Source organism: Pseudomonas sp. CGJS7 (genome assembly GCF_036961695.1).
Window position 1 is genome coordinate 1 of record NZ_JBAMDI010000078.1, and the last position, 26,366, is coordinate 26,366.

The 26,366-nt window shown below is 62.7% G+C and carries 21 protein-coding genes and 1 tRNA gene; 6 read left to right on the forward strand and 16 right to left on the reverse strand.

Annotated elements, in window-relative coordinates; all coding sequences use genetic code 11:
- Together V7787_RS33830 and V7787_RS33835 are read right to left on the reverse strand one after the other, a co-directional pair.
- The coding region (locus tag V7787_RS33830) for a dipeptidase (protein WP_336091744.1) at nucleotides 1-1,709 on the reverse strand (1,709 nt) is incomplete at its 3' end.
- 162 nt (nucleotides 1,710-1,871) lie between these two features.
- Nucleotides 1,872-1,948: transfer RNA gene (locus tag V7787_RS33835), tRNA-Arg, on the reverse strand.
- 475 nt (nucleotides 1,949-2,423) lie between these two features.
- Between V7787_RS33835 and gabD the strand changes: the two genes are divergently transcribed.
- The 3 genes from gabD to V7787_RS33850 all read left to right on the forward strand — a co-directional run bounded on the left by gabD (nucleotide 2,424) and on the right by V7787_RS33850 (nucleotide 6,724).
- A complete protein-coding gene (gene gabD, locus V7787_RS33840; RefSeq protein ID WP_010951596.1) occupies nucleotides 2,424-3,866 on the forward strand; it encodes an NADP-dependent succinate-semialdehyde dehydrogenase in 1,443 nt (480 codons plus the stop codon).
- 182 nt (nucleotides 3,867-4,048) lie between these two features.
- Complete coding sequence (gene gabT, locus V7787_RS33845) at nucleotides 4,049-5,326, forward strand: 4-aminobutyrate--2-oxoglutarate transaminase (protein WP_003255866.1); 1,278 nt, start codon at nucleotides 4,049-4,051, stop codon at nucleotides 5,324-5,326.
- A 138-nt stretch (nucleotides 5,327-5,464) separates the two neighbouring features.
- Nucleotides 5,465-6,724 carry a response regulator gene (locus V7787_RS33850; protein WP_020192581.1) on the forward strand — a complete coding sequence of 420 codons (1,260 nt, stop codon included), beginning with the start codon at nucleotides 5,465-5,467 and terminating at the stop codon, nucleotides 6,722-6,724.
- 89 nt (nucleotides 6,725-6,813) lie between these two features.
- On the opposite strand, the gene V7787_RS33855 is transcribed toward V7787_RS33850, so the two are convergent.
- Both V7787_RS33855 and desA read right to left on the reverse strand, forming a co-directional pair.
- On the reverse strand, nucleotides 6,814-7,842 hold the full coding sequence (locus V7787_RS33855) for a GGDEF domain-containing protein (protein ID WP_064491760.1): 1,029 nt from the start codon (nucleotides 7,840-7,842) through the stop codon (nucleotides 6,814-6,816).
- A 99-nt stretch (nucleotides 7,843-7,941) separates the two neighbouring features.
- The gene (gene desA / locus V7787_RS33860; RefSeq protein WP_014589316.1) at nucleotides 7,942-9,126 is read right to left on the reverse strand and encodes a delta-9 fatty acid desaturase DesA; all 1,185 of its coding nucleotides are present in this window, start codon (nucleotides 9,124-9,126) and stop codon (nucleotides 7,942-7,944) included.
- Nucleotides 9,127-9,272: 146 nt separating this feature from the next.
- On the opposite strand from desA, the gene dibA reads away from it, so the two are divergent.
- Nucleotides 9,273-11,168: a phosphodiesterase DibA gene (gene dibA, locus V7787_RS33865; protein WP_064491761.1), complete on the forward strand. Its 1,896-nt coding sequence runs from the start codon at nucleotides 9,273-9,275 to the stop codon at nucleotides 11,166-11,168.
- Nucleotides 11,169-11,195: 27 nt separating this feature from the next.
- On the opposite strand, the gene V7787_RS33870 is transcribed toward dibA, so the two are convergent.
- From V7787_RS33870 to tcyJ, 9 genes are all read right to left on the reverse strand, one after another.
- Entirely contained in the window at nucleotides 11,196-11,840 is a 645-nt protein-coding gene (locus V7787_RS33870) for a methionine ABC transporter permease (protein WP_010951601.1), read from the reverse strand.
- On the reverse strand, nucleotides 11,830-12,939 hold the full coding sequence (locus tag V7787_RS33875) for a methionine ABC transporter ATP-binding protein (RefSeq protein ID WP_064491762.1): 1,110 nt from the start codon (nucleotides 12,937-12,939) through the stop codon (nucleotides 11,830-11,832). The genes V7787_RS33870 and V7787_RS33875 overlap by 11 nt, the downstream gene beginning before the upstream one ends.
- Before the next feature lies 1 nt (nucleotide 12,940).
- The gene (locus V7787_RS33880; protein ID WP_064491763.1) at nucleotides 12,941-13,741 is read right to left on the reverse strand and encodes a MetQ/NlpA family ABC transporter substrate-binding protein; all 801 of its coding nucleotides are present in this window, start codon (nucleotides 13,739-13,741) and stop codon (nucleotides 12,941-12,943) included.
- Nucleotides 13,734-15,119 (reverse strand): LLM class flavin-dependent oxidoreductase, encoded by a 1,386-nt coding sequence (locus tag V7787_RS33885; protein WP_064491764.1) that lies wholly within the window; start codon nucleotides 15,117-15,119, stop codon nucleotides 13,734-13,736. Before V7787_RS33885 ends, V7787_RS33880 begins: the two co-directional genes overlap by 8 nt.
- Nucleotides 15,119-16,300, reverse strand: coding sequence for an SfnB family sulfur acquisition oxidoreductase (locus V7787_RS33890; RefSeq protein WP_064491765.1), 1,182 nt, complete (start codon nucleotides 16,298-16,300; stop codon nucleotides 15,119-15,121). Before V7787_RS33890 ends, V7787_RS33885 begins: the two co-directional genes overlap by 1 nt.
- Before the next feature lie 141 nt (nucleotides 16,301-16,441).
- Nucleotides 16,442-17,683: an SfnB family sulfur acquisition oxidoreductase gene (locus V7787_RS33895; RefSeq protein ID WP_129932968.1), complete on the reverse strand. Its 1,242-nt coding sequence runs from the start codon at nucleotides 17,681-17,683 to the stop codon at nucleotides 16,442-16,444.
- A 314-nt stretch (nucleotides 17,684-17,997) separates the two neighbouring features.
- Nucleotides 17,998-18,756 carry an L-cystine ABC transporter ATP-binding protein TcyN gene (tcyN, locus tag V7787_RS33900; RefSeq protein ID WP_336091752.1) on the reverse strand — a complete coding sequence of 253 codons (759 nt, stop codon included), beginning with the start codon at nucleotides 18,754-18,756 and terminating at the stop codon, nucleotides 17,998-18,000.
- Between the two features lie 2 nt (nucleotides 18,757-18,758).
- On the reverse strand, nucleotides 18,759-19,427 hold the full coding sequence (gene tcyL, locus V7787_RS33905) for a cystine ABC transporter permease (RefSeq protein WP_003255849.1): 669 nt from the start codon (nucleotides 19,425-19,427) through the stop codon (nucleotides 18,759-18,761).
- Nucleotides 19,424-20,218 carry a cystine ABC transporter substrate-binding protein gene (tcyJ, locus tag V7787_RS33910; RefSeq protein ID WP_003255847.1) on the reverse strand — a complete coding sequence of 265 codons (795 nt, stop codon included), beginning with the start codon at nucleotides 20,216-20,218 and terminating at the stop codon, nucleotides 19,424-19,426. The genes tcyL and tcyJ overlap by 4 nt, the downstream gene beginning before the upstream one ends.
- A gap of 309 nt (nucleotides 20,219-20,527) precedes the next feature.
- Between tcyJ and epsC the strand changes: the two genes are divergently transcribed.
- Together epsC and betT are read left to right on the forward strand one after the other, a co-directional pair.
- Complete coding sequence (gene epsC, locus V7787_RS33915) at nucleotides 20,528-21,460, forward strand: serine O-acetyltransferase EpsC (protein ID WP_003255846.1); 933 nt, start codon at nucleotides 20,528-20,530, stop codon at nucleotides 21,458-21,460.
- 312 nt (nucleotides 21,461-21,772) lie between these two features.
- Entirely contained in the window at nucleotides 21,773-23,734 is a 1,962-nt protein-coding gene (gene betT, locus V7787_RS33920) for a choline transporter BetT (RefSeq protein WP_010951610.1), read from the forward strand.
- Nucleotides 23,735-23,854: 120 nt separating this feature from the next.
- On the opposite strand, the gene tauD is transcribed toward betT, so the two are convergent.
- Genes tauD through tauB form a run of 3 tightly spaced genes read right to left on the reverse strand, consistent with a single transcriptional unit; the run spans nucleotide 23,855 to nucleotide 26,361 of the window.
- Entirely contained in the window at nucleotides 23,855-24,688 is an 834-nt protein-coding gene (gene tauD / locus V7787_RS33925) for a taurine dioxygenase (RefSeq protein WP_020191044.1), read from the reverse strand.
- Nucleotides 24,689-24,736: 48 nt separating this feature from the next.
- Nucleotides 24,737-25,576 carry a taurine ABC transporter permease TauC gene (gene tauC, locus V7787_RS33930; RefSeq protein WP_336091757.1) on the reverse strand — a complete coding sequence of 280 codons (840 nt, stop codon included), beginning with the start codon at nucleotides 25,574-25,576 and terminating at the stop codon, nucleotides 24,737-24,739.
- Nucleotides 25,573-26,361, reverse strand: coding sequence for a taurine ABC transporter ATP-binding subunit (gene tauB, locus V7787_RS33935; RefSeq protein ID WP_064491768.1), 789 nt, complete (start codon nucleotides 26,359-26,361; stop codon nucleotides 25,573-25,575). The genes tauC and tauB overlap by 4 nt, the downstream gene beginning before the upstream one ends.
- Nucleotides 26,362-26,366 lie beyond the last annotated feature (5 nt).

Genomic DNA, 26,366 nt, shown 5'->3' on the forward strand with positions numbered 1-26,366 from the left:
ATCCGCGCCACCATTTCGCTCACCACCTGCAAGTCCAGCATGAACTGCTCCACGGTCTTGAACTCGTTGTCGTTGTGCCCGGTGTACTTCACGTCCGGCATGGCCAGGCCAAATTGCACACCGTTGGGAAGATCGTGCACAGAAGTCGCGCCGGCCGAGGTTCCGAACTCATGCTTCATACCCAGGTTCTCGGTGGCCACAGCGAGCAGAGCCTTGACCCATTCGCCTTCAGGGTTGCGGTACATCGGCTCGTCCAGGCTGAAGTCGAACGCCACCGAGGTGTTGCTTTGCCGGGTCCATTTGCCCAGTTTGTCGGCCAGTTCGTCCTTGATCGTGGCGATCGGCTTCCCCTTGGGAATGCGCAGATTCACCGCCAGTTTCAAGCCTTTGTCATCCACCCCGACAAAAGTCAGCGAGGTGGTCAGCGGGCCCATGAACGGGTCCTTGAAGGCCACGCCGAGCTTGTTGCCCAGGTAGTCCAGGCCCCAGTTTTCGGCGGCGTAGCGGGCCGCGTCGGTAAAGTGGTTGTGCTTGAGCGACACCTGCTGGCCGAGGCCATTGATGAAATCGAGCATACGCGCCACCGGGTTGATGCCGGATTCCGGCTCCGAAGAGTGTGCGGAAACACCGGTCACGGTGAGCAAGACTTGCTTGCCGTCGGCCTTGGCGTCGATGCTGAAGTCGCTTCCATGCTGCTTCACATATCTGGCGCCGGCTTGCTGCAGGTGCTTGACCAACTGTGCCGGGTTGTCAGAAATCAGGGTCGCAACCGAAGTTGTCGGGATCTGGTTGGTGGCCAGGCCACCGGTCAGGTTGACGATCTCGGCACCCTTGCCGCTAGCCGGGCGCTTGGTGAAGCTGGCCATGACCGTGCCGTAGCCTTTCTCGGCAATCACTACCGGGTAGCCGCCGTCGAGGGCCAGGTTGTAATCGGGCGTAGGGTTGCGCTCAAAGTAGTAGGGGATGGCATCACCGCTGGTTTCTTCGGTGGTGTCGATCAGCAGCTTGAACTGCCGGGCGAGCGGCAGGTTTTCGTCCTTGGCCACTTTCAGCGCGTACATCGCCACCACGATGCCGTTCTTGTCGTCTTCTGTGCCGCGGCCGTACATGCGGTCACCCACCAGGGTGACCTTGAACGGGTCTAGGCGCGTACCGTCGGCCAGCTTCCAGTTGTCCGGGTTGACCGGCACGACGTCAGCGTGGGCATGGATGCCGATCACTTCCTTCCCGCTGCCCAGCGAGATCTCGTACACCCGGTTGTCGATGTTGCGGAAGGCCAGGCCGAAGCGGTCGGCCAAGGCCTTGATCTTGTCGGCGATCTTGAGGAATTCAGGGTTTTCGTACTGCGGCGTACCCTCGACATTGAAGGTGGGGATGGCTACCAGTTCACGCAGGGTTTCGGTCGCGGCTTTGCCATACTTGATGCGGGTATACAGGCCGAGCAGGCGGTTGATCTCGTCTTGTTGCCCGGCGGCCAATGGCTTGTCGGCCAGGTAGGCGTCGACGGTTGCCTTGAGGTTGTCGGCCTTGCCCTGGTCGCTGTCTTTGAGCTTGCCGAGGAATTGCCTGAAGTCGCTTGGGTCGCTGCCGTCAAAGGCTTTGATGATGGCTGCGGACTGCTGCTGGGTGAGGTTGGCTTGAGCAGGCAGGGTAAACAGGCCGATGCCGGCCAGCAGCAGGGTGGTGGCGGTGAATTTTTTCAACTGCATGGTTGTGCGCATTCCTTTGCCAATCATTGTTCAGGGTTACCCGTTCGGGAAACGGGAAGACGCCCACGCTAACACCAATGACCCGTGGTACGGGAGTACCAGAAAGGTGACGTGTCGCACAAACGAAAAAGCCCCGGGCTCAGGCCCAGGGCTTTCTTGATATGGCGCACTCGGCGGGATTCGAACCCACGACCCCTGCCTTCGGAGGGCAGTACTCTATCCAGCTGAGCTACGAGTGCAACGCGCACGCATGATACCCATCTGTGTCGTTGACGTCCATCGCCTTGATCTGTAGCTGTTTTTACCGCGTTGGCTGTGCAGATCCCTTTGGGGTGGATACACGACAATACCGATCGGAAATGAACAACGGTGGGTCGGGGAGACCGGCCTTAACCGGGCGCACGCCAATGCCATCGATTACGGCGCCGATGACGACAGCATCATCGTTTCAGCCCAACATCAGGGCGGGGGGGAATTGGCCGTGACAAGCAGTAAAACGAATTTTTGCTTCGCCCCACGTCCGGCCGCAGCATCGTCTACCCTTCAGCGGCCATTCTGCGGGCGATTTCAGATGGGCTGTTCAACCATTCGTTCTTTTTTTCGAACAGCCTATTGTCCAACACCCCAGCAGCCGCTTAGCATTCGTTTGAGATTTCAAACGCTCGATGCCCTGCCTTGGGCGCTTTTCAACAATCAACAATTCGGGAAGCCGACATGCAGCTCAAAGACGCTCAGTTGTTCCGCCAGCAAGCCTATATCAATGGTGAGTGGCTGGATGCGGACAACGGCCAGACCATCAAGGTGACCAACCCGGCCACCGGCGAAGTCATCGGTACCGTGCCGAAGATGGGCACCGCGGAAACCCGCCGCGCCATCGAAGCTGCCGACAAGGCCCTGCCGGCCTGGCGTGCCCTGACTGCGAAAGAGCGCTCGGCCAAGCTGCGTCGCTGGTTCGAACTGATGATCGAGAACCAGGACGACTTGGCTCGCCTGATGACCACCGAACAGGGCAAGCCGCTGGCCGAAGCCAAGGGCGAAATCGCCTACGCTGCCTCGTTCATCGAGTGGTTCGCCGAAGAAGCCAAGCGCATCTACGGTGACACCATCCCGGGCCACCAGCCAGACAAGCGCCTGATTGTCATCAAGCAGCCAATCGGCGTTACCGCGGCCATCACTCCGTGGAACTTCCCGGCCGCCATGATCACCCGTAAAGCCGGCCCGGCCCTGGCCGCTGGCTGCACCATGGTCCTCAAGCCGGCTTCGCAAACCCCATACTCCGCTCTGGCGCTGGTCGAGCTGGCCCACCGTGCCGGCATCCCGGCTGGCGTGCTGAGTGTGGTTACCGGCAGCGCCGGCGAAGTTGGCGGCGAACTGACCGGCAACTCCCTGGTACGCAAGCTGTCCTTCACCGGCTCGACCGAAATCGGTCGCCAGCTGATGGAAGAATGCGCCAAGGACATCAAGAAGGTTTCCCTGGAGCTGGGTGGCAACGCCCCGTTCATCGTGTTCGACGACGCCGACCTGGACAAGGCGGTCGAGGGCGCGATCATCTCCAAGTACCGTAACAACGGCCAGACCTGCGTCTGCGCCAACCGTATCTACGTGCAGGACGGCGTCTACGACGCGTTCGCCGAGAAGCTGGCCGCTGCAGTTGCCAAGCTGAAGATCGGTAACGGCCTGGAAGAAGGCACCACCACTGGCCCGCTGATCGATGGCAAGGCTGTCGCCAAGGTCCAGGAACACATCGAGGACGCCGTCAGCAAAGGCGCCAAAGTGCTGTCCGGTGGCAAGCTGATCGAAGGCAACTTCTTCGAGCCGACCATCCTGGTTGACGTACCGAAGACCGCTGCTGTCGCCAAGGAAGAGACGTTCGGCCCACTGGCGCCGCTGTTCCGCTTCAAAGACGAAGCCGAAGTCATCGCCATGTCCAATGACACCGAGTTCGGCCTGGCCTCGTACTTCTACGCCCGTGACATGAGCCGTGTGTTCCGTGTCGCCGAAGCCCTGGAATACGGCATGGTGGGTATCAACACCGGCCTGATCTCCAACGAAGTCGCGCCGTTCGGTGGTATCAAGGCTTCGGGCCTGGGCCGCGAAGGTTCCAAGTACGGTATCGAGGACTACCTCGAAATCAAATACCTGTGCATCAGCGTCTGATAGCACGGTAAAGGCTTTACCTCTGCCAGCGGGGCGCGAGAGCGACGTCTCGCTGGCCTTTTTTACATTGCAGTACCTGGTGGCCAGGGCGTTCACGACAGTCGATCAACGAATACTGTTCGCGAGCACTCCCAGCCGCCCCCGAATAAAAGCGCCATTCCTGTCGGCGCAATGAGGGCATTATGAGCAAAACCAACGAATCCTTGATGCAACGTCGTGTAGCTGCCGTTCCACGTGGCGTCGGCCAGATCCACCCGATCTTCGTCGACACCGCGAAGAACTCGACCGTGATCGACGTTGAAGGCCGCGAACTGATCGACTTCGCCGGCGGCATCGCAGTACTGAACACCGGCCACCTGCACCCGAAAGTGGTTGCAGCCGTGCAAGAGCAGCTGACCAAGGTCAGCCACACCTGCTTCCAGGTGCTGGCTTACGAGCCCTACGTAGAGCTGTGCGAAAAGATCAACAAGCTGGTCCCAGGCGACTTCGACAAGAAGACCCTGCTGGTCACCACCGGCTCCGAAGCCGTTGAAAACGCCGTCAAGATCGCCCGTGCTGCCACTGGCCGCGCTGGCGTCATCGCCTTCACCGGCGGTTATCACGGCCGTACCATGATGACCCTGGGCCTGACCGGCAAGGTCGTGCCGTACTCCGCTGGCATGGGCCTGATGCCAGGCGGCATCTTCCGCGCCCTGTTCCCGAGCGAACTGCACGGTATCAGCGTTGATGACGCCATCGCCTCGGTCGAGCGCATCTTCAAGAACGACGCCGAGCCGCGCGACATCGCCGCAATCATCCTCGAGCCAGTACAAGGCGAAGGTGGCTTCCTGCCAGCGCCGAAAGAGCTGATGAAACGCCTGCGCGCCCTGTGCGACCAGCACGGCATCCTGCTGATCGCCGACGAAGTACAAACTGGCGCTGGCCGTACCGGCACCTTCTTCGCCATGGAACAGATGGGCGTTGCGCCTGACCTGACCACCTTCGCCAAATCCATCGCTGGCGGCTTCCCGCTGGCCGGTGTGTGCGGCAAGGCCGAATACATGGACGCCATCGCGCCTGGCGGCCTGGGCGGTACCTACGCCGGTTCGCCGATCGCTTGCGCCGCGGCCCTGGCCGTGATCGAAGTGTTCGAAGAAGAAAAACTGCTGGACCGCAGCAAGGCTGTGGGTGAGCGCCTGACCGCCGGCCTGCGCGAAATCCAGAAGAAGTACCCGATCATCGGCGACGTCCGTGGTCTGGGCTCGATGATTGCCGTCGAAGTCTTCGAGAAGGGCACTCACACCCCGAACGCTGCTGCTGTTGGCCAGGTTGTCGCCAAGGCTCGTGAAAAGGGTCTGATCCTGCTGTCTTGCGGCACCTACGGCAACGTCCTGCGTATCCTGGTTCCGCTGACCGCCGAAGACGCGCTGCTGGACAAAGGCCTGGCCATCATCGAAGAGTGCTTCGCTGAAATCGCCTGATGTGACGCGCTTCAGAAAAAACCCGCCTAGGCGGGTTTTTTTTATGCCCAGATAAGCCGTGTGGCGCTATGGTTATCGGAGGACTGGCTTTGGAAGCTGCGACGGACTGTGTGTCAGGTTATTCAGGAGTAGTTGGCGATGAGCGCTGCAGCCCCCACCCCACCAAGCGTACTGATTGTCGAAGGCGATCCTTGGGTACGGGACATGCTCAGCGAGATGCTGCTCAGCGTGCGCTGTGACGCCCGCCTGCAGGTATGCGCGGACGGCTCGCAGGCGCTTAGTGCCTTGTCCAGCAAGCCTGACCTGATCATCGCCGCCCGTGAGCTGGCCGGTGTCGACGGCCTCGACCTGCTGCGCAAGGTGCGCGCCAAAGGGCCAGGGGTGCCGTTCATTCTCATGAGTAACCGCAATGACAGCGCCAGTGTGCGCGAAGCGCTGCCCCTGCACCCCACGGCGTACCTGAGCAAGCCGCTGAACCTGGATAACCTGCGCAAGCGCCTGCAAGAGTTGCTGCTGGCCGTTGGCGAGGAGATCGCCTGCCCGGTACCGGCGTTGCAGGCGGGGGCCACCCTGTCAGCCTACCTTGAGCAGCGTCGCGCTACCGCCGATGGCGGGCCGCTGCTGGCCGATGTGCAGGTAGCGATCAATCGAGCGCTGAACCCCCAGGGCCTGAACCTCAGGGTGCTCGAAGAGGAAGTGCGTAACGACCCGCAAGTGACGGCGGTGCTGATCGCCGCCGCCAATAGTGCGGCATTGCACCGTGAAGCCCCGGTGCAGACGTTGCTGCAGGCCCTGAACAAGCTTGGCAGTACCCAAAGCATGAACCTGATCCTGGGCATGACCCTCAAGCGCAGCGCACGCCTCAGTGACCCGCTGTTGGCGGAGCACGCGACCCGTTACTGGGACCTGTCACTGCACACTGCCGAATATGGCCGCACTTTGGCGCGCATGCTCGAGCTGGACGAGGGGCGTTGTTACTGCGCGGGCTTGCTGCATTGCCTGGGCGACCTGGCGGTGTTGCGCTGCCTGCAAGAGTGGCGGTTGGCCGGGGGGGATCTGGACGAGCGCAATGTGCAGCAATCGCTGGAAGAGTTTGCTGCGGCATTCGGCTCGGCGTTGCGTACTCGCTGGCGTTTGCCGCTGGCACTGCGCGAGCTGATCGCTGCGATCTACCAGTTGGGTGGTGGCGTTTACTCGCTGGAGATCCTGGCCATGAACCTGGCTGGGCAGTTGTCGCGGCTGCCGGCTGGGCAGGGCCTGGAGAAGGTGGCCAGCGGCAAGACGGCGCGGCTGCTCAAGCTTGGCCTGCCGGAGCTGAGGCGGTTGCGCAAAGAAGAGAACCCGGAAGTAAAGCCGCAGGAAGAACCGCCGGTGGCTGGGGCCGAGGTTTCCAGCTGAGATTCGGGGCCGCATTGCGGCCCTTCGCGGGCTTGCCCGCTCCCGCAGGCCCTCGAATACCGGCCAAAGCCAGTGCCCGTGCCGCCTGATCAGCCGCGGACTATCTGGTTCTTGCCCTGCCGCTTGGCCCGGTACATTGCCGCATCGGCCCGCGCATACAGGCTGTCCAGCGCCACATCCTCGTCGGTCAGCCCGGTCAGCCCCTGGCTCACCGTCACCCCGTACGTCTGCTGGCCATGGGTGAAGCTCAAGTGCTGAATCTGCCGTTGCAAGCGCTCGGCAATCTGCTCCGCTACCTGGGCGTTGCAGCCCGGAAACACTGCCGCAAATTCTTCGCCGCCAATGCGTCCGAACAGGTCGCCCCGGCGTAGCACGGCCTTGCCGCTGTCGGCGATGTGTTGCAGCACCTGGTCGCCTTCCTGGTGGCCATAGCTGTCATTGATGCGTTTGAAGTCGTCGATATCCAACAGCAGGAAAGCCAGCGGTGTACCGTCCTCACGTGCACTGTCGAAGGCTTGCTGGGCACATTCGAAAAAGTGCCTGCGGTTACTGCTCTGGGTCAGCACGTCGGTGGTGGCCAGGCGCTGCAGTTCGCCTTCAAGCTGCTTCTTCTCGGTGATGTCTTCGGCGATACCGACAATGATTACCCGGTCGCTATCGTGCTGCTGGTTGATGTAGCACTTGTCGCTCAGCCAGCGCAGTTGCCCGTCGGCATTGAGGATGCGGTACTCGCGGTCTTCCACCGCGCCCTTGAGCAGTACCTGGGCCAGGCTACGTTCGGCGAACTCGAGGTCGTCGGGGTAGATGCTGTCACGCCATTCGTTGTAGTCAGCCAGCACCAGGCTGACCGGGCGGCCAAAGATGCGCTCGTAGGCTGGGCTCACGTACAGCACCTGACGGGTTTCCCAGTCGAAGGCCCAGAGCACTGCGTTGACGCTGTCGAGCAACGAGCTGAACAGCTGATCACGCTCACTCAGGCGGGCAACCTCTCCTTGGGCGTGGAGCAACGCCAGTAAAGTCTGGGCGGCTTCGGGAGGAGGGGTGCCGGGGAAAATCGTTGGAATGTTCTTGGCCATGTGCACGGAGCAGGTCTCAACGTGAAAGCGTGCGGCCAGCATCCGGCCCGCCACGCAGGCGATATTCCGGATTCGAGTGGAGAGGTGGGGGCGAAGTTCCGAATGGCACGCCCCGCTGCGGGGCGTGCCGATCAACGGCGGTCAGGCGCCGGTCGGGCGCAGCGAGTAAGTCTTGAGTTGTGCTGCGAAGTCGCGCAGTGCCTGGATGCCGCTGGTTTCGGCCTCATGTACCCAGTCTTTCATGGCTGCCAGCATGTCGTGGCCGTTGGCACTGGTGCGCGCCCAGATCTGCTGCAGGGCCAGGCGCTTTTCGTAGATGGTTTTCAGTGCCTGGCTGTGCGCGAGCATGGACTCGATGCGCACGTGGTGGCGGTCTTCCAGCAGGCTGGTTTCGCGAGACAGCAGCCGCTTGGCCCGGCGGAAACGGTGACGCACCGAGGCGTCGACACGGGCCAGTTCCTGTTTCACCAGCGGGCCGATCACCAGCTTGCGGTACTGGGCCATGATCTGGAAGCGGTTGTTGAGGATGGCCATGGCGGTGTCCATGTCCAGGCTGGCCTTGCCGGCCACCCGGTGGGCGATGGGCGCCACGCGCTGCACCTTGGCCAGACGCAGCAGGCAGAACAGGCGGATCCACGCCCAGCCCATGTCGAACTCCCAGCGTTTGACCGAGAGCTTGGCCGAGTTGGGGTAGGTGTGGTGGTTGTTGTGCAGTTCTTCACCGCCGATGACGATGCCCCAGGGCACCAGGTTGGTGGCGGCGTCGCGGCATTCGAAGTTGCGATAGCCGAGGGCATGGCCCAGGCCGTTGACCACACCGGCGGCCCAGAACGGAATCCACATCATCTGCACCGCCCATATGGTGATGCCCAGGGTGCCGAACAGCAGCAGGTCGATTACCGCCATCAGTGCGATACCGCCCAGTTTGTAACGCGAGTACAGGTTGCGCTCGATCCAGTCATCCGGGCAGTTCTTGCCATAGATGCGCAGGGTTTCGGGGTTGCGCGCCTCTTCACGGTACAGCTCGGCACCTTTGCGCAGCACTGTGCCCAGGCCCTTGTACACCGGGCTGTGCGGGTCGTCGGGGGTTTCGCACTTGGCGTGGTGCTTGCGGTGGACGGCGGTCCACTCGCGGGTGTTCTGCGCCGTGGTCAGCCACAGCCAGAAGCGGAAGAAGTGCTTGAGCGCGCCGTTGAGCTCCAGGGCCCGGTGCGCGGAGTAGCGATGCAGGTAGACCGTGACGCTGACAATGGTCACGTGGGTCATCAACAGAGTGATGCCGACCAGTTGCCAGGCCGACAGGTCGAGCAGGCCGTTATACCACATAGGTGCAAATACCCTCGAAATGCAGGGGGAAGGGCTGATTATCCCTTGGCGGGGAAATAAAACCAGTCAACCGTTGAGATAGGAGGTCACGACATGTTTCAGCCTTTATAATGCCCACTCCTTTTTGATGGCCTTTCCCACCCGACATGTCTGTTTCCGTTCGCGACGCCTTGCGCATGGCTGCGCTGTATGTGGTGCTCTCGATCCTCTGGCTTGCGCTGGCGGAGGTGATGCTGCACAGCATGACTGACGATCCCTTGGCACTGACCGTGGGGCGGCAGATCAACGTGGTGGTCTGGGTGCTGCTCAGTGCCTTGCTGATCTATGTGTCGCGCGTGCGCCTGCTCAATTTCATCGGCCATGGCGCGCGTTTGCGTTGTGAAGACCGTGAACGGCTGCGCATGGCTGCCGCAGTGTTCGACAGTACCCTCGAAGGTGTGCTGGTGACCGACCGCCAAGGCCTGATCGTGCACGTCAATCGTGCCTTCATGCGCATCACCGGCTACCAGCAGGATGAGGTTATCGGCCAGCGCCCGAGCAAGTTCAAGTCGGGCCACCATGGCCTGGCCTTCTACCAGGAGGTTTTCGCCACCCTGGCCGAGAAGGGCGAGTGGAGTGGTGAAATCTGGAACCGGCGCAAAAGCGGGGAAATCTACCCGCAGTGGCAGACCATTTGCGCCATTCGTGATGACGAGGGTGAGCTCAGCCATTACGTGGCGGTGTTCAGTGACATCAGCGCCATCAAGCATTCGGAACAAGAGCTTGCCTACCTCGCCCACCACGACCCGCTGACCGGCCTGCCCAACCGCCTGCTGTTTACCGACCGGCTGGAGCAGGCATTGGCGGCTGCGCAGGCCAACAAGCGCGGTTGCGCCTTGTTGCTGCTGGACCTGGATCACTTCCAGAGCATAAACGACGGCCTGGGCCATACCATTGGCGACCAGTTGCTGAAGCTGGTGGGCGAGCGTCTGGGGGAGGTGTTGGGTAACGGTGTGACCCTGGCGCGTCTGGGCGGCGACGAATTCGGCGTGCTGGTCGAGAACTGCCAGCAGGTCGGCCAGGCGGGCAAGCTGGCGCAGTGCATCATCGAGCGTATGCGTGAGCCGTTTCAGTTCGACGGCAATCGTCTGTTCATCAGCGCCAGCGTCGGAATCAGCCTTTACCCCAGCGATGCCTTGGGTGCCGAGCAGTTGCTGCGCAATGCCGACTCGGCGTTGTACAAGGCCAAAAGCAACGGGCGGGCCTGCTATGCGCTGTACACCGAAGAGCTGACCGCCCACGCCCAGCATCGGGTCGAGACCGCCGCTGAATTGCGTCGGGCCCTGGAGCAGGATGAACTGCGGGTGTACTTCCAGCCGGTACACGACCTGGCATCAGGCCGACAGGTCGGGGTCGAGACGCTGGTGCGCTGGCAGCACCCCAGGCGCGGTCTGGTACCGCCGGGCGAGTTCATCCCGATTGCCGAACGCACCGGCCTGATTGCCGAGATCGATACCTGGGTGCTGCGCCAGGCCTGCCGGCAAATGGTGCAGTGGCAGGCTCAAGGCCGGCAGCTGGCATTTGTGGGGGTGAACATCTCCAGTCGCCTGTTTGGCCAGCATGAGCTGTATCGGCAGGTAGCCGAAGTGCTGCACGACACCGGCCTCGCCCCGGCCTTGCTGGAGCTGGAAGTGACCGAAAGCGCGGTGATGGAAGACCCTGAGGTGGCGCTGGAGCAACTGCACCGCTTGCGTGAACTGGGGGTGACCCTGGCCATCGACGACTTTGGCACCGGGTATTCGTCACTGCTGCGGCTCAAGCGTTTGCCGGTGCAGAAGCTGAAAATCGACCAAGGGTTTGTGGCTGGGTTGCCAGTGGATGAAGACGACATCGCCATTGTGCGGGTGATCATCGCCTTGGCCCGTAGCATGGGTATGCAGGTGCATGCCGAGGGCATCGAGCAGGCGGAACAGGCCAGCTTCCTGCTGCAGGAGGAGTGCCAGTTGGGTCAAGGGTACTGGTTCGGGCGGCCAGTGCCGGCTGCGGATCTTCGCTGGGATTGAGACCGGGCTGCAACGCAGCCCTGGATTTCAACGCTTGTTCAAACCCTTCGCCAGGCGGTCCCCGCCCAGCTGGATCAACGCCACTAACGCTACCAGCATGGCGATCACGGTCAGCATGATCTGGCTGTCGAAACGCTGGTAGCCATACCGATAGGCGATATCCCCCAGCCCGCCGGCACCAATCGCCCCGGCCATCGCCGACGAGTTGATCAAGGTCACCAAGGTAATGGTGAAGCCCCCGACGATCCCCGGCAGCGCCTCGGGCAACAGTACATGCCAGACGATGTGCCAGCGCCGGCAGCCCATGGCCTGTGCGGCTTCCACCAGACCATGGTCGACCTCACGCAGGCTGACCTCGGCAATCCGCGCAAAGAACGGTGTGGCGGCAATGGTCAGCGGCACCACTGCCGCCCACACACCATAAGTGGTACCCACCACCAGGCGGGTGAAAGGAATCAGCGCAACCATCAGGATCAGAAACGGAATCGAGCGGAACAGGTTGACGAAGGCGCCCAGCACCCGGTTCAGCAGCCGCGCCTCGAAGATCCCGCCCTTGTCGCTGGTCACCAGCAGCACCGCCATGGGTACACCCACCAGCAGGGCGATCAGTGACGAAACCCCAACCATCAGCAGCGTATCAAGCAAGCCTTCCAGCAGGCGATCAATCCACATGGCCCAATACCTCCACGTCCTCGGCCCAACGGCGGGCACGTTCCAGCAATTGATGGGTGTCGTGCGGCGAGTGTTGCACCGAGAGGATGAGTTGCCCCAAGGCATGTTCGCCGATGGTTTCCACGCCGCCCTGCAGCAGGCGTACACGCCCGCCCAGGTCGTTGAACAGGGCAGACAGCTCTGGCTCGCCAAGCACCGTCAGTTTCAGCACTACGGCGCTGTTGCCGCTCGCCGGGTGGGCCTGGAGGCTGGCTTGCAGTGCGGCGGGTAGCTTGGCCTGCAAAGGGGCGAGCAGGGTGCGGGTAACCTCGTGACGAGGTGAACCAAACACCCGCCAGACCTCGCCCTGCTCGACCACTGCGCCGCGTTCCAGCACCACTACCCGGTGGCAGATGTCGCGAATCACCGCCATTTCGTGGGTGATCAGCACGATGGTCAGCCCCAGGCGCTGGTTGATATCGCGCAGCAGCTCCAGGATCGAGGCGGTGGTTTCCGGGTCCAGCGCCGAGGTGGCCTCGTCGCACAGTAGGATCTCGGGGCTGTGCACCAGTGCCCGGGCAATGCCCACGCGCTGTTTCTGCCCGCCGGACAGTTGCGCCGGGTACACGTGATGTTTTTCCTGCAGGCCGACCAGTTCCAGCAATTCGCGCACTCTGCGCTGGCGCTCGGCCTTGGGCACGCCGGCGACTTTCAAAGGCAATTCGACGTTCTGCCACACGGTCTTGGCCGACATCAGGTTGAAGTGCTGGAAGATCATGCCGATGCGCCGGCGCAGGGCCACAAGGTGGTCCTCATCGAAAAGCGCGATATCCACCTGGTCGATCAATACGCGGCCCTGGCTGGGTTGCTCCAGGCGATTGATGGTGCGCAGCAGTGATGACTTACCGGCGCCGCTGCGGCCGATGATGCCGAAGATCTCGCCATGGCGGATGTTCAAGTCGATGCCTTGCAACGCCGGTTGCGCCTGGCCCGGGTAGGTCTTGCCCAGGCCGATGAAGCGCACGTGGGCTTCATTGACCTCGGGGCGCAGGGCCTGTTCCCTGGCCATTGGCGGCAGTGCTTGGGGTGTAGGCGCCCTGAGCGCGCTGGCCTGGCTCATTTCAGCCTTCCCAGCCGGCTTGGTAGAGCTTGCCGTGAGCTTTGTTCAACGCAGCGCGCACCGCTGGCGAATGCTGGTAGATGTCGACGAACTTGGCCAGGCGTGGATCGTCCTTGCTTTGCGGGCGAATGACGAACTGGATCACGTATTCCTTGTTTTCCAGCCCGTCGAACAGCAACGCCGAGGTGGCATCGAAGGTGTTGGCCAGGCGGATGTAGGCCGGGTAACCCTGCACCAGGTCGGCGTCGTCGTAGGCACGTACCAGTTGCACCGCCTCCACCTGAAGGATCTTCAGCTTTTTAGGGTTGGCGACGATGTCATCCTCGGTGGCCTTGTAGCCCACGCCTGGCTTCAGGGTGATCAACCCGGCCTTGGCCAGCAGCAGCAGGCCACGGCCGCTGTTGATCGGGTCGTTGGCGATGGCCACGCTGGCGCCTTCAGGCAGCTCGGCAAAGCTTTTGTACTTTTTCGAGTACAGGCCAACGTTGTTGATGATGCCCGGGGCGTAAGGCACGAGGTTGAAGCCTGCAGCAGCCTTGGCGTTTTCCAGGAAAGGGATGTGCTGGAAGTAGTTCGCGTCGATGTCGCCGCTGTTGAGGCTGACATTGGGCGCAATCCAGTCGCTGAACTCGATCAGCTTCACTTCCAGGCCTTGCTTGTGGGCTTCTTCAACCGCGGCTTCCAGCGGAATGGCAAAGGCCGAGGTGGTGCCGATCTTCAACGGCTCGGCAGCAAGGGTACCGGCGCACAGGCCGAGGGTGATGGCAATGGCCGCGACGGGCCGGAACAGTTTCTCAAGCATGGTGCAGGGCTCCAGTCGGGGTAGGGGTAAAGCGGTAAGCCGAGCCAGGGTGGTCGGCGGGTAAGTGCGGGTGGTCGGCCTGGAACAGTTTTTCGCGCAGGGTGCCTTCGGTGTAGGCAGTCTTGTAGCGGCCACGCTGCTGAAGTTGCGGGATGACCAGCTCGATGAAGTCCTCGAAGCTCTCCGGGGTGACGGTGCGGGTCAGGTTGAAACCGTCCAGGCCGGTTTCATCGATCCACGCGATCAACTGCTCGGCCACCTGTTCAGGCGCGCCGACCAGGGTTACGTAGCGGCCGCCCAAGGCGTGCTGTTGCAACAGGCGCCGGCGGGTCCAGGCGTTGTCCTGCAACTGGCGCGTGGCTGACTGGATGGCGTTGCCCTGGTTGAAGGCAATGGGTTCGTCCAATTCATAGGCGGCGAAGTCGATGCCAGTGGACGCGGCGAAGTGCGCGACGCCCGCTTCGGCGCTGGCGTGGCGCAGGTACTCGGCATGTTTGGCCTGGGCCAGTTGCTCGGTGGCCGCAACGATCACCGTGATGCCCATGAACACCTTGACCGCCTGCGGGTCGCGGCCGGCGGCCTGGGCGGCCGCGCGAACCTTGTCGACCTGGGCGCGGGTGGCTGCCTTGTCCTGGCCACTGATGAACACGCATTCGGCATGGTTGCCGGCGAAGGCCAGGCCACGCGGCGAGCTGCCGGCCTGGAACAGCACCGGGGTGCGCTGCGGTGAGGGCTCGCACAGGTGGTAGCCTTCGACCTTGTAGAACTCGCCCTGGTGCTGAACCTTGCGCACCTTGTCGGGCGTAGCATAGACGCGATGCTCGCGGTCGGCGACCACTGCGTCATCGGCCCAGCTGCCTTCCAGCAGCTTGTACAACACCTGCAGGTATTCATCGGCCTGGTCGTAGCGGCGATCATGCTCCGGTTGCTGCGCCAGGCCCATGGCCCGGGCAGCGCTGTCGAGGTAGCCGGTGACAATGTTCCAGCCCACCCGGCCATTGCTCAGGTGGTCGAGTGTGGAAAGGCGCCGGGCGAACAGGTACGGCGCCTCGTAGGTGAGGTTGGCGGTAAGGCCAAAACCCAGGTGACGGGTGACCGCAGCCATGGCGGACACCAGCAGCAGCGGGTCGTTGACTGGCAGCTGGATCGACTCCTTGAGGGTGACGTCCAGTGACTGGCCGTAGATGTCGTAGGTACCGACGATGTCGGCAATGAAAAGCCCGTCGAACAGACCGCGTTCCAGCAGGCGTGCCAGGTTGGTCCAGTAGTCCAGGGTCTTGTACTGGGTTGAAGTGTCCCGTGGGTGGGTCCACAGACCGTGGTTGATGTGCCCGATGCAGTTCATGTTGAAGGCATTGAGCAGAATCTGCTTGGCCATCAGATGGTCCCCCGGCGTGGCGGGTTGGCATCGTTGAGGTAGTAGTTGCCGATGGCGTGGTACTTCCAGCGCACCGGGTCGTGCAGGGTGTGCACGCGAGCGTTGCGCCAGTGGCGGTCGAGGTTGTGTTCGGCCAATGTTGCCTGGCTGCCGCCCAGTTCGAACAGGGTGGTACCGGCGGTGAGGGAAATTTCGGTACTGATGGCGCGTGCTTCGGCCACGGCAATGGAGGCGGCGGCCACGTTGTCGGCAGTGCTGTCGTCGCGGGCGCGGTCGAGGTATTCGCCTGCGCGCTCCAGCAGGGCTTCGGCCGCATGCAAGCGGACCGCCAGATGGCCGAAGCTTTTCAGCGTTAGCGGGTCATCCGTGGCCTTGTCCAGGCCGGAGTCGACCCACGGACGGCTGCGGGTGCGCACGAAGTGCAGGGCGTCTTCATAGGCGGCGCGGGCAATGCCGGTGTCGATGGCGGCATGGAGGATCTGCGCCAGCGGGCCAACCGGGGTGGGGCGCTCGAAGGCGCTCTGGAACGGCACCACGTCGGCTGCGCTGACGTACACGTTATCGAACACCACCGAACCGCTGCCGGTGGTGCGCTGGCCGAAGCCGCTCCAGTCGTCGATCACCTGCAGCCCTTGGCTGTCGGCCTGGACGAAAGCCAACTGCTGTACGCCTTGCTCATCCACGACCGAGGTTGGAATGCGCTGGGCATAGATGGCGCCTGTGGAATAGAACTTGCGCCCGTTGATGCGGAAACCGTCGCCGTCACGGCTCAGGCGGGTGGTGCGCTCGTGGGCGGTCTTGGTGCCCAGCTCGGCCAGGGCATTGCCGAAACGGCGGCCAGCCAGTACCTCGGCGTACAGGCGCTGTTGCTGTTCGGGGCTGCCGTTTACCCGCAGCACTTCCAGACCGTAGAAATGATTCTGCGGAATCTGCCCGAGCGAACCGTCGGCCTGCGCGATACGGGCGATGACCTTGGCCAGGGTGACGTTGGAAACGCCGGCACCGCCGAAGGCTTTGGGCACGCTGATGGCCCAAAGGCCGGAGCGCGTGAACAGTTCGAGTTCGGCCAGCGGCAGGCGGCGCTCGCGGTCGCGCAAGGCGCTGTCGCGGCGCAGTTGCTGGGCGATGTCTTCGGCGACGGCCAGGGCTTGGGCGTCGCTGGTGATGATAGCGATTGTCATGGAGTTCTCCGGGGGCCGCTTTGCGGCCCTTCGCGGGCTTGCCCGCTCCCACAGGTAAAGTGATGCCGGTTCAGGCGGTGACAATCCTGTGGCAGTGGGCAAGCCCGCGAAGGGCTGCGCAGCAGCCCCAAAGGCAGCAAATCAGATCCAGGAATGCCGTGCAGGCAGGGTGCCGTTAAGGTGGTAAGCGCCCACCGCGTGGTACTTCCAGCGCACCGGGTCGTGCAGGGTGTGCACCCGGGCATTTCGCCAGTGGCGGTCGAGGTTGAACTCGGCAAGGGTGGCGCGGCTGCCGGCCAGCTCGAACAGCTTTTCGCTGGCCTGCAGGGCAATCTCGGTGGTCAGCACCTTGGCCTCGGCCACCGCAATCGAGGCCCGTGCCGCGCTGGCTGCGTCGATAGGCGCAGCATTGACCTCGTCGAGTACCCGAGCAGCTTTGCGCAGCAGCGCTTCGGCGGCGTGCAGCTCGAGTTTCAGGCGGCCGATGTCGGCAATTACATAAGGGTCGTCACTGGCACGGTCGACGTTGGCTTCAATCCACGGCCGGGACTTTTCGCGCACGAACGTGATCGCATCATCGATAGCCGCTTCGGCGATGCCGGCGTCGATCGCCGCCTGGATCAGCTGCGAAGCGGCGCCCTGAATGTTGGGGATATCGCGCTGGCGCCAGTTGTCGATCACCAGTTCCGCGTCAACCGGCACCTGGTCCAGCAGCACGGTACCGCTGGCGGTGGTGCGCTGGCCGAACCCGGACCAGTCATCGACAATGCGCAACCCCGGGCTTCCCCGGCGCACGAATGCCAGGCGCTGGCGGCCTTCATCGTCTAGGGCTTTTACCGCCACCCAATGGGCGAACAAGGCACCGGTGGAGTAGAACTTCTCGCCACTTATGCGGTAGCTGTCGCCGGCGCGCGTGATTCGGGCCTTGAGGGTGAGGGTATCCTTGGTGCCACGTTCAGGCCCGGCATTGCCGATGCGCCAGCCGTCGAGCACGCTGCGGAAGATCAGCGCTTGTTGCGCCTCGCTGGCCGTCAGGCGCAGCAGTTGCAGCATGCCGAACTGGTTCTGCGGGATCTGCCCCAGGGCGGGGTCGGCGGCGCTGATCAGGCGGAACACTTCGGCGACGGTTGCGAACGACACGTCGGGGCCACCGTAGGCCTTGGGTACGGTGATGCTGCCCAGACCGCTGCGGGTAAACAGTTCGATTTCGGCCCAGGGCAGTTTGCGTTGCTGGTCGCGCCGGGCAGCTTGCTCACGGGCGACCTCGGCCAGCTCGCGGGCCGCTTGCAGGGCTTCGGCGTCGTTGCGCAATACCTTGGCCGGCAGCAGCGGGGGCGAGCTGTCGAGATCGCTATGGAATTGGGTGTTGGCTTGGCTGGGCATCAGTGCCGCTCCTTGGCTGCACTCAATGCCCTGGCGTTACGCACTGGGGTGATTGTGATCCTGACCATTCCTGACCTCACAAAATAGTTATGTCGCTACAGCTGATCGCGACAGACGTGTGCTGGTCCGGTGGTCCGGTATATATACCCTAATGATTTATAAAAATTTTATGAACTAACTTTTTGGAATATTTATAGAAGGGGGATTTGTTACAGAGGTGCCGGGCTCTTCGCGGGTAAACCCGCTCCTACACACATGCCTCAAGATCTGTGCACTGTAGGAGCGGGTTTACCCGCGAATGGGCCGGAACAGGTTTACTCTGAGGCCGCAGTCCCGAGGAACTTGCGCAAGAACTGCCGCGTACGCTCTTCCTTCGGCGCTGCAAACAGGGCCTTGGCCTCGCCCTGCTCCACGATCACGCCCTTGTCGAAGAAGATCACCCGGTTCGCCACGTCCCGGGCAAAGCTCATCTCGTGGGTGACGATGATCATGGTGCGCTTTTCCTCGGCCAGGCCGCGGATGGTCGCCAGTACTTCACCGACCAGCTCCGGGTCCAGCGCCGAGGTCGGTTCGTCGAACAGGATTACCTCCGGTTCCATGGCCAGGGCACGGGCGATGGCCACGCGTTGCTGCTGGCCGCCGGACAGGCGCCGTGGGTAGGCGTCTTCCTTGCCCGCCAGGCCGACTTTGGCCAGCAGGCGCCGGCCAAGCTCGATGGCCTGCTCGCGAGGCGTCTTCTTGACGATCACCGGCCCCTCGATCACGTTCTCCAGGGCGGTGCGGTGGGGGAACAGGTTGAAGTTCTGGAACACGAACCCGGCCTGCTGGCGCAGACGGCGAATCGCACTCTGCTGCCCGCCCAAAGGTCGGTTGGCATCGATGCTGATGGCGCCGATCTGGATCTGCCCGGCATCGGGGGTTTCCAGCAGGTTAAGGCAGCGCAGGAAGGTGGTTTTGCCCGAGCCACTGGGGCCGATGATGGCCACCACTTCACCGGGCTGCACGGTCAGGTCGATACCGTTGAGCACGGTCTGGGCCTTGAACCGCTTGGTCAGGCCTTTGACTTCAATCATGCTCAATGCTCCTGGTCATGCTGGTTGACCCGCGCTTCCATGCGGTTCTGGAAGTGCGCAAGGATGCTGCACAGCACCCAGTAGATGACCGCGACCGCCACGTACATGGTGAACACTTCGAACGTGCGCGCAGTAATCAGCTGGGCTTGGCGGAACAGCTCGGGCACCTGGATGGTCGCCGCCAGGGCGGTGTCCTTTACCAGCGAGATGAAGCTGTTGCCCAGCGGTGGCAACGCGGTGCGCAAGGCCTGCGGCAGGATCGCCCGGCGCATGGCTTGCACGCGGGTCATGCCGATGCTGGCGGCTGCTTCCCACTGGCCGCGGTCGATCGAGGAAATCGCTGCGCGCAGGATCTCGCAGATGTAGGCCGCCATGTTCAGCGACAGGCCGATCAGCGAAGCGGGGATTGGGTCGAGCTCGATGCCGATTTGCGGCATGCCGAAATAGATGACGAACAGCTGCACCAGCAGCGGCGTGCCGCGGAAGAACGACACGTAGACCCGCGCCAGCCAGTTCAGCGGCAGAATCTTCGACAGCCGCATCAGCGCCAGGGCAAAGCCCAGCACCAGACCGAAGAACATGCCGCCGACACTGAGCAGCACCGTATAACCCGCGCCCTTCAGCAGGAAGGGCGCGGAGTCGACAACGAGTTGCAGGCTTTCAGCGATCATTTGGTGACATCGGCACCGAAGTACTTCTCGGACAGCTTGGCCAGCGTGCCGTCAGCTTTTAGCTTGTCGATGGCCTTGTTGATGGCTGCCAACAGTTCCGGCTCACCTTTGCGCAGGGCCACGCCGCTTTCCAGGCGCGAGAAGGCATCGCCGGCAAGTTGGGTGTCCTTGGCTTTCTGCGCGTATTCCAGCGCGGCCAGGCGGTCGATCAGGATGGCGTCGATGCGGCCGTTGCGCAGGTCAGCGAACTTGCTTGGGTCGTCTTCATAGGTGCGCACATCGGCTTGCGGCACGTCCTTTTTCACCCACTGCTCGTAGTTGGTGCCAAGGCCTACGCCGACCTTTTTGCCGGCCAGGTCCTGTGCGCCCTTGATGTTCAGCTGCTCGGCTTTCTTCTTCAGGATCAGTGCCTGGATGCCGGAGACAGTGTAGGGCTCGGAGAAGTCGTACTTTTTCTTGCGCTCTTCGGAAATGGTCACCTGATTGACCACTACATCCAGGCGTTTGGATTCCAGTGCGGCGAGGATGCCGTCCCACTTGGTCGGCTGGATCTTGGCCTTGACCCCCAGCTCCTTGGCCAGCAGCTCGGACAGCTCCACTTCGAAGCCGGTCAGTTTGCCGTTTTCGTCCTGGAAGCTGAATGGCGGGTAGGTGCCCTCGAGGCCGACGTTGATGACGCCCTTTTCCTGGATGGTCTTCAATTGCTCGCCAGCGAAAGCCTGACTGAGCAGGCCGGCACCCAGCAGGAGGGCCAGGCTGGCGTTGAGTAGCGGTTTGGCGAATTTCGACATGGCAGAGCCCCGCGCTTGTTGTCTAGGTAGTGAGGTGGCGACTATAGGGTTGGCTGATTAGGCCGGGAAATACTAAAAAATAACTTTAATATTCCCTTTTTTGATTTTTGCCAGGTGCCGGCTGCTTTGAGGGTAGGCGACGATACCCACTCCGTCATCGCGGCTTATGCCTGACTTAGCGCAGGATGGAATAAAGCGTTGTTTTTTCCAAGCCTCGGATTTGCCGTAAAGTGGATTGCATGCAGGCAGGTTCGGCCCTTTCGCGGGCCTGGCAACAAAATCAGATGGCCTATACGGCAGGAGAAAACCGTGAGCGAACAACCTTCATCCGCGCATTGGCAGTTGCAGAGCATTGTCACTGGCCTGCGCGGAGCCCGTGAGCAATGGCGCACCCGCAATGGCCGCAGTATTGGCGAGCAGGGCGGGCGCGAGCTGCCGTCGCGCGAAGCGATGCGGCAGATTCTGGAGCAACTGTGCGGGGCGCTGTTCCCCATGCGCCTGGGGCCAGTCGACCTGCGCGAAGAAAGTGAAGACTTCTACGTCGGCCATACCCTGGATGCCGCGCTGACCGCCTTGCTGGCCCAGGCTCGTCTTGAACTTCGCTACGCGGCACGGCAAAGCAAGGCTGAGCTGGCGGGCGTCGACGCCCGTGCGCTGAGCCTGATCCAGGGCTTTGCAGCTGCGCTGCCGGAACTGCGCGTTCTGCTCGACACCGATGTGCTGGCCGCCTACCACGGCGACCCGGCAGCGCGCAGCGTCGATGAAGTGCTGCTGTGCTACCCGGGCATCCTGGCGATCATCCACCACCGGCTGGCTCACCACCTTTACAAGGCCGGGCTGCCGCTGCTGGCGCGGATCAGTTCGGAGCTGGCGCATTCGGCCACCGGTATCGACATTCACCCCGGGGCGCAGATCGGCCCGAGCTTCTTCATCGATCATGGTACGGGTGTGGTGATTGGTGAAACCGCGATCATCGGCGAGCGCGTGCGCATCTACCAGGCGGTGACCCTGGGCGCCAAGCGTTTCCCCAGCGATGAGTCGGGTACGCTGCATAAAGGCCTGCCACGCCACCCGATCGTCGAGGACGATGTGGTGATCTATGCCGGGGCCACGGTGCTGGGGCGTATTACCATCGGCAAGGGTTCGACCATTGGCGGTAATGTGTGGCTGACTCGCAGTGTGCCGGCTGAAAGCAACATTACTCAGGCCAACCTGCAGCTGGATTGCCAGGACAAGAACTGATCCCGCATTGAAATTGCCTGTGCTGGCCTCTTCGCGGGCAAGCCCGCTCCTACAAAGAACATACCAATGTAGGGGAGGGCTAACCCGCGAAAAGGCCGGAGCAGGACGACACCAATCAGCGCCCCAATTCGCATTGAAATCCGATCCATGTTTAACTTGAACGCTTGTTCAATGAAAAAACGCTGGTCCGCTGCCGGTGTTCAACAGGAGGATTCCTTTGCTGAACCCGTTCATTCCGAACCTCACGTCATTCGACGAGGTGCACGCCCTATGAGTGCACCGAACCCTTCCCTTGCCAATGGCAAGATCCGCATGAACCCCCCGGTGTTCTACTTTGCGGCGAGTTTCATCCTCATCTTTGGCCTGGTAGTCATCTCCAACCCGCAAGCCGCAGGTGACTGGTTGCTGGCAGCGCAGAACTGGGCGGCCAACACGGTCGGCTGGTACTACATGCTGGCGATGACGCTGTACCTGGTCTTCGTGGTGGTCACCGCCTTGTCTGGCTACGGCAAGATCAAACTCGGTGCCGACCACGACGAACCCGAGTTCAGCTACCTGTCGTGGGCCGGCATGCTGTTCGCCGCCGGCATCAGCATCACGCTGTTCTTCTTCTGTGTCTCCGAACCGCTGACCCACATGCTGCAACCGCCGCAAGGCGAAGCCGGCACGGTCGAGGCCGGGCGCCAGGCGATGCAGATCCTGTTCCTGCACTGGGGCCTGCATGGCTGGGGGGTGTTCGCCTTCGTCGGCATGGCATTGGCCTATTTCGCCTACCGGCACAACCTGCCGCTGGCCCTGCGTTCGGCGCTGTACCCGCTGATTGGCAAGCGCATCAACGGCCCGATCGGTTATGCGGTGGATGGCTTCGGCATCATCGCCACGGTGTTCGGCCTGGGCGCCGACATGGGCTTTGGGGTGCTGCATCTGAACGCCGGTCTGGACTACCTGTTCGGTATCAGCCACAGCCAGTGGGTGCAGGTGATCCTCATCACCCTGATGATGGGCGCGGCTGTGGCCGTAGCCGTGGCCGGGGTGGAGAAGGGGGTGCGGGTGATGAGCGATATCAACCTGTTCCTGGCCTGTGCGCTGCTGCTGTTCGTGCTGTTCGCCGGGCCTACCCAGCACCTGTTCAACACGCTGATCCAGAACCTGGGCGACTACCTGGGTGCGTTGCCGCGCAAGAGCTTCGACGTGTATGCCTATGGTGAAAACCGTGGCTGGCTGGGCGGCTGGACCGTGTTCTACTGGGCCTGGTGGATTGCCTGGGCGCCGTTCGTGGGCCTGTTCATCGCCCGCATCTCCCGTGGCCGTACCATCCGCGAGTTCGTCTTTGGCGTGCTGCTGATTCCGCTGGGCTTCACCCTGGCGTGGATGTCGATCTTCGGCAACAGCGCCCTGGACCAGGTGATCAACCACGGCATGACCGCACTGGGTCAGTCGGCGTTGGACAACCCGTCGATGAGCCTGTACCTGCTGCTGGAAACCTACCCCTGGAGCAAGGCAGTCATCGCCACCACGGTGTTCATCAGCTTCGTGTTCTTCGTCACCTCGGCCGACTCGGGCACCGTGGTGCTGTCGACCTTGTCGGCCAAGGGCGGTGACGCTGATGAAGATGGGCCGAACTGGCTGCGTATCTTTTGGGGGGCGATGACTGCACTGATCACCAGTGCGCTGTTGTTCGCTGGCAGCATCGATTCGCTGAAGTCGGCAGTGGTGCTGACGTCGCTGCCGTTCTCGCTCATTCTGCTGTGCATGATGTGGGGGCTGCACAAGGCGTTCTACCTGGAGTCGCAGCGGCAGATCGCGCAGATGCACTCGCTGGCCCCGTTCGCCCAGTCACGTCGCGGTCGTGGCGGCTGGCGCCAGCGCCTGAGCCAGGCGGTGCACTTCCCGTCGCGTGATGAGGTGTACCGCTTCATGGATGATGTGGTGCGCCCGGCGATTGCCGATGTGCGTGAAGTGTTCGAGCAGAAAGGCCTGGTACTGATTACCCAGGACGACCCTAGCCATGACAACGTCAGCCTGAAGATTGGCCATGGCGAGGAACAGCCGTTCATTTACCAGGTGCAGATGCGTGGCTATTTCACGCCATCGTTCGCCTTGGGGGGGCTGGGTACGCAGGAGTTGAAGAACCGCCGCTATTACCGGGCGGAGGTGCACCTGAGCGAAGGCAGCCAGAACTATGACCTGGTGGGCTACAGCAAGGAGCAGATCATCAACGACATCCTCGACCAGTACGAGCGGCACATGCAGTACCTGCACCTGGTCCGCTGAGCAAGCTCTCCTGTCCTGGCCTCTTCGCGGGCTTGCCCGCTCCCACATGCACGGCACCGGTTTCGAACCCTGTGTTGTACCTGCGGGAGCGGCCCGCGAAGAGGTCAGGACGGGCAACCGCTAGAAGGGTGCATCCCCAAGGATGGTTGCCCGGTGCATCACCCGCCGGTTCGGTCGGTAATCATCCACCGCAAAATGCTGGGTCACGCGGTTGTCCCAGAACGCCACGTCATTCTCCTGCCAACGCCAGCGAATGCTGAACTCCGGTCGCGTCGCATGGGCGAACAGCAGCCTCAGCAGCGCATCGCTTTCCAGTTCGCTCAGTTCATTGATGCGTGTAGTGAACCCTTCATTGACGAACAACGCCTTGCGCCCGCTCACCGGATGCGTGCGCACCACCGGGTGCGACAGCGGCGGGTTGTTGCGCCGGGTGGCCTCCCAGCGCGCCAGGTCTTGCGGCGTGGTGCCAAAGCGCTCCAGCGGGAACGACTTGGTGAAGTCGTGGGTAGCGGTCAGCCCGTCCAGCATTTCACGCAGCGGCGCCGACAAGGCCTCGAAGGCCGCAATGCCGCTGGCCCAAAGGGTATCACCACCGTAAGCAGGCAATTGCTTGGCGCTGAGTACCGCGCCCAGTGCCGGGGTCGGCAAAAAGGTCACGTCGGTGTGCCACACTGCGTTGTCGCGCACATCGGTAACCGCCGTGTCGAGCACCAGCACCTGTGGGGTGTCTGGCACGTTGGGGTAAATCGGGTGGATGTGCAGGTCGCCGAAGCGTGCGGCAAAGCGCGCCTGCTGTTCCGGGTTGATCGGCTGGTCGCGGAGGAACAGCACCTGGTGCTGGAGCAGTGCCTGCTCGAGGGCATCGCGCTCTTCTGCACTGATATCGCGGCGGAGGTCCACGCCGCTGATCTGGGCGCCGAGTGCTGGGCTTAGGGGAGTGATGGTCAGGCTCATGTCGGTCTCTTCAATCGGGCGCCAGCGTGCTGGCGTGGACAATGGGGTTCAGTGAATCTGCCCATGCCAGGGCACCAGCTTGCGTTGCAGGGCACGCAGGCTCATTTCCAGAGCGAAGGCGATCAGGGCGATCAGCAGGATGCCCAGCACCACCACGTCGGTGACCAGAAACTGCGCCGCCGACTGCACCATGAAGCCCAGGCCGCTGGTGGCGGCGATCAGTTCGGCGGCCACCAGGGTCGACCAGCCGACCCCCAGGCCAATGCGGATGCCGGTAAGGATGTCTGGCAAAGCACTGGGCAAAATGACGTGGCGGATCAGTTGGGCCTTGGTTGCGCCCAGCGACTGCGCCGCCCGCAGCTTGGCCGGGTCTACCGTGCGCACACCGGTGGCTGTGGCAATGGCGATGGGGGCGAAGATTGCCAGGTAGATCAGCAGCACTTTCGACAGCTCGCCGATACCGCACCAGATGACGATCAGCGGCAGGTAGGCCAGCGGCGGGATGGGCCGGTAGAACTCGATCAGCGGGTCGAGAATGCCGCGGGCCACGCGGTTGTAGCCGATGGCGATGCCGACTGGTATTGCGGTCAGGTTCGCAGCCACCAGCGCCAGGCCGATGCGGCCCAGGCTTGCGCTCAGGTGCTGCCACAGGCTGGCATCCATGTAGCCTTGGGTGAGCAAGGTCCATGCCTTGGTCAGGATGTCGCCGGGCGAGGGCAGGAACAGGGGCTCTACCCAGCCGGCGGCCGTCACCAGCCACCAGACCAGTAGCAGGCTGGCCAGGGTCAGGGTGCTGATCCAGCGGGTGGACAGTGGGCGGCGTAGCGTGGCGGCTGGCCGGGTTTGGGCGTCGTGTTTGCCGGCGACCGGCAGGTCCAGGCTGCTCATGCGCGCTCCTGCAGGCTTTGGCGTTGGGAAAACACCCGCGCCAGCACATGCTCGCGGGTTTCGATGAACGCTGGATCGGACTTGATGGCCCGGGCCGATTCGCCAGCGGCATAGCGCTGGCCGAAGTTCAGTTGCAGGCGTTCCACTACGCGTCCCGGGCTGGGCGCCAGCAGTACCAGTTCACTGGCGAGGAACACCGCTTCTTCGATGTCGTGTGTAATCAGGAACACCGGCTTGGCGGTGCGTTGCCAAACTTGCAATAGCAGCTCTTGCATCTGCTCACGGGTGAAGGCATCGAGGGCACCGAACGGTTCATCCATCAGCAATACCCGAGGGTCAGCCGCCAGCGCCCGGGCAAGGCCCACGCGCTGCTTCTGGCCACCGGACAATTGCCAGATGCGCCGTTCGCCGAAGCCATCGAGGTCGACCAGTGTGAGCATTTCGCGGGCCTTGGCCTCACGCTGAGCGCGGGGTACGCCGGCCAGTTCGAGGCCGAAGGCGACGTTGCCCAGCACGTTCTGCCATGGCAGCAGGGCATCGTCCTGGAACACCACGCCGCGTTCTGCACCGGGGCCTTGCACCGGCACACCATCGAGGGTGATGTGACCGCCACTGGGGGCGACGAAGCCGGCGATCAGGTTGAGCAGTGAGGTCTTGCCGCTGCCGGAAGGCCCCAGGGCCACCAGCAGTTGGCGTGGCCCCAGGCTCAGGTTGATATCGGCCAGCACCGGGGTGCTGGCGCCTGGGTACTGTGCGCTGATGCGCTCCAGCTCGAGCAAGGCCATGACGG

Coding starts and splice junctions, on each gene's coding strand:
- dibA (WP_064491761.1), top strand. CDS start 9,273: ATGTCTGTTTCCGTTCGCGACGCCTTGCGCATGGCTGCGCTGTATGTG.
- tcyN (WP_336091752.1), bottom strand. CDS start 18,756: ATGATTGAAGTCAAAGGCCTGACCAAGCGGTTCAAGGCCCAGACCGTG.
- tcyJ (WP_003255847.1), bottom strand. CDS start 20,218: ATGTCGAAATTCGCCAAACCGCTACTCAACGCCAGCCTGGCCCTCCTG.
- betT (WP_010951610.1), top strand. CDS start 21,773: ATGAACCCCCCGGTGTTCTACTTTGCGGCGAGTTTCATCCTCATCTTT.
- V7787_RS33870 (WP_010951601.1), bottom strand. CDS start 11,840: ATGTGGATTGATCGCCTGCTGGAAGGCTTGCTTGATACGCTGCTGATG.
- tauD (WP_020191044.1), bottom strand. CDS start 24,688: ATGAGCCTGACCATCACTCCCCTAAGCCCAGCACTCGGCGCCCAGATC.
- desA (WP_014589316.1), bottom strand. CDS start 9,126: ATGTGGTATAACGGCCTGCTCGACCTGTCGGCCTGGCAACTGGTCGGC.
- tauC (WP_336091757.1), bottom strand. CDS start 25,576: ATGAGCAGCCTGGACCTGCCGGTCGCCGGCAAACACGACGCCCAAACC.
- tauB (WP_064491768.1), bottom strand. CDS start 26,361: ATGGCCTTGCTCGAGCTGGAGCGCATCAGCGCACAGTACCCAGGCGCC.
- V7787_RS33890 (WP_064491765.1), bottom strand. CDS start 16,300: ATGACAATCGCTATCATCACCAGCGACGCCCAAGCCCTGGCCGTCGCC.
- V7787_RS33880 (WP_064491763.1), bottom strand. CDS start 13,741: ATGCTTGAGAAACTGTTCCGGCCCGTCGCGGCCATTGCCATCACCCTC.
- V7787_RS33850 (WP_020192581.1), top strand. CDS start 5,465: ATGAGCGCTGCAGCCCCCACCCCACCAAGCGTACTGATTGTCGAAGGC.
- tcyL (WP_003255849.1), bottom strand. CDS start 19,427: ATGATCGCTGAAAGCCTGCAACTCGTTGTCGACTCCGCGCCCTTCCTG.
- V7787_RS33895 (WP_129932968.1), bottom strand. CDS start 17,683: ATGCCCAGCCAAGCCAACACCCAATTCCATAGCGATCTCGACAGCTCG.
- V7787_RS33885 (WP_064491764.1), bottom strand. CDS start 15,119: ATGGCCAAGCAGATTCTGCTCAATGCCTTCAACATGAACTGCATCGGG.
- V7787_RS33855 (WP_064491760.1), bottom strand. CDS start 7,842: ATGCTGGCCGCACGCTTTCACGTTGAGACCTGCTCCGTGCACATGGCC.
- gabD (WP_010951596.1), top strand. CDS start 2,424: ATGCAGCTCAAAGACGCTCAGTTGTTCCGCCAGCAAGCCTATATCAAT.
- V7787_RS33875 (WP_064491762.1), bottom strand. CDS start 12,939: ATGAGCCAGGCCAGCGCGCTCAGGGCGCCTACACCCCAAGCACTGCCG.
- gabT (WP_003255866.1), top strand. CDS start 4,049: ATGAGCAAAACCAACGAATCCTTGATGCAACGTCGTGTAGCTGCCGTT.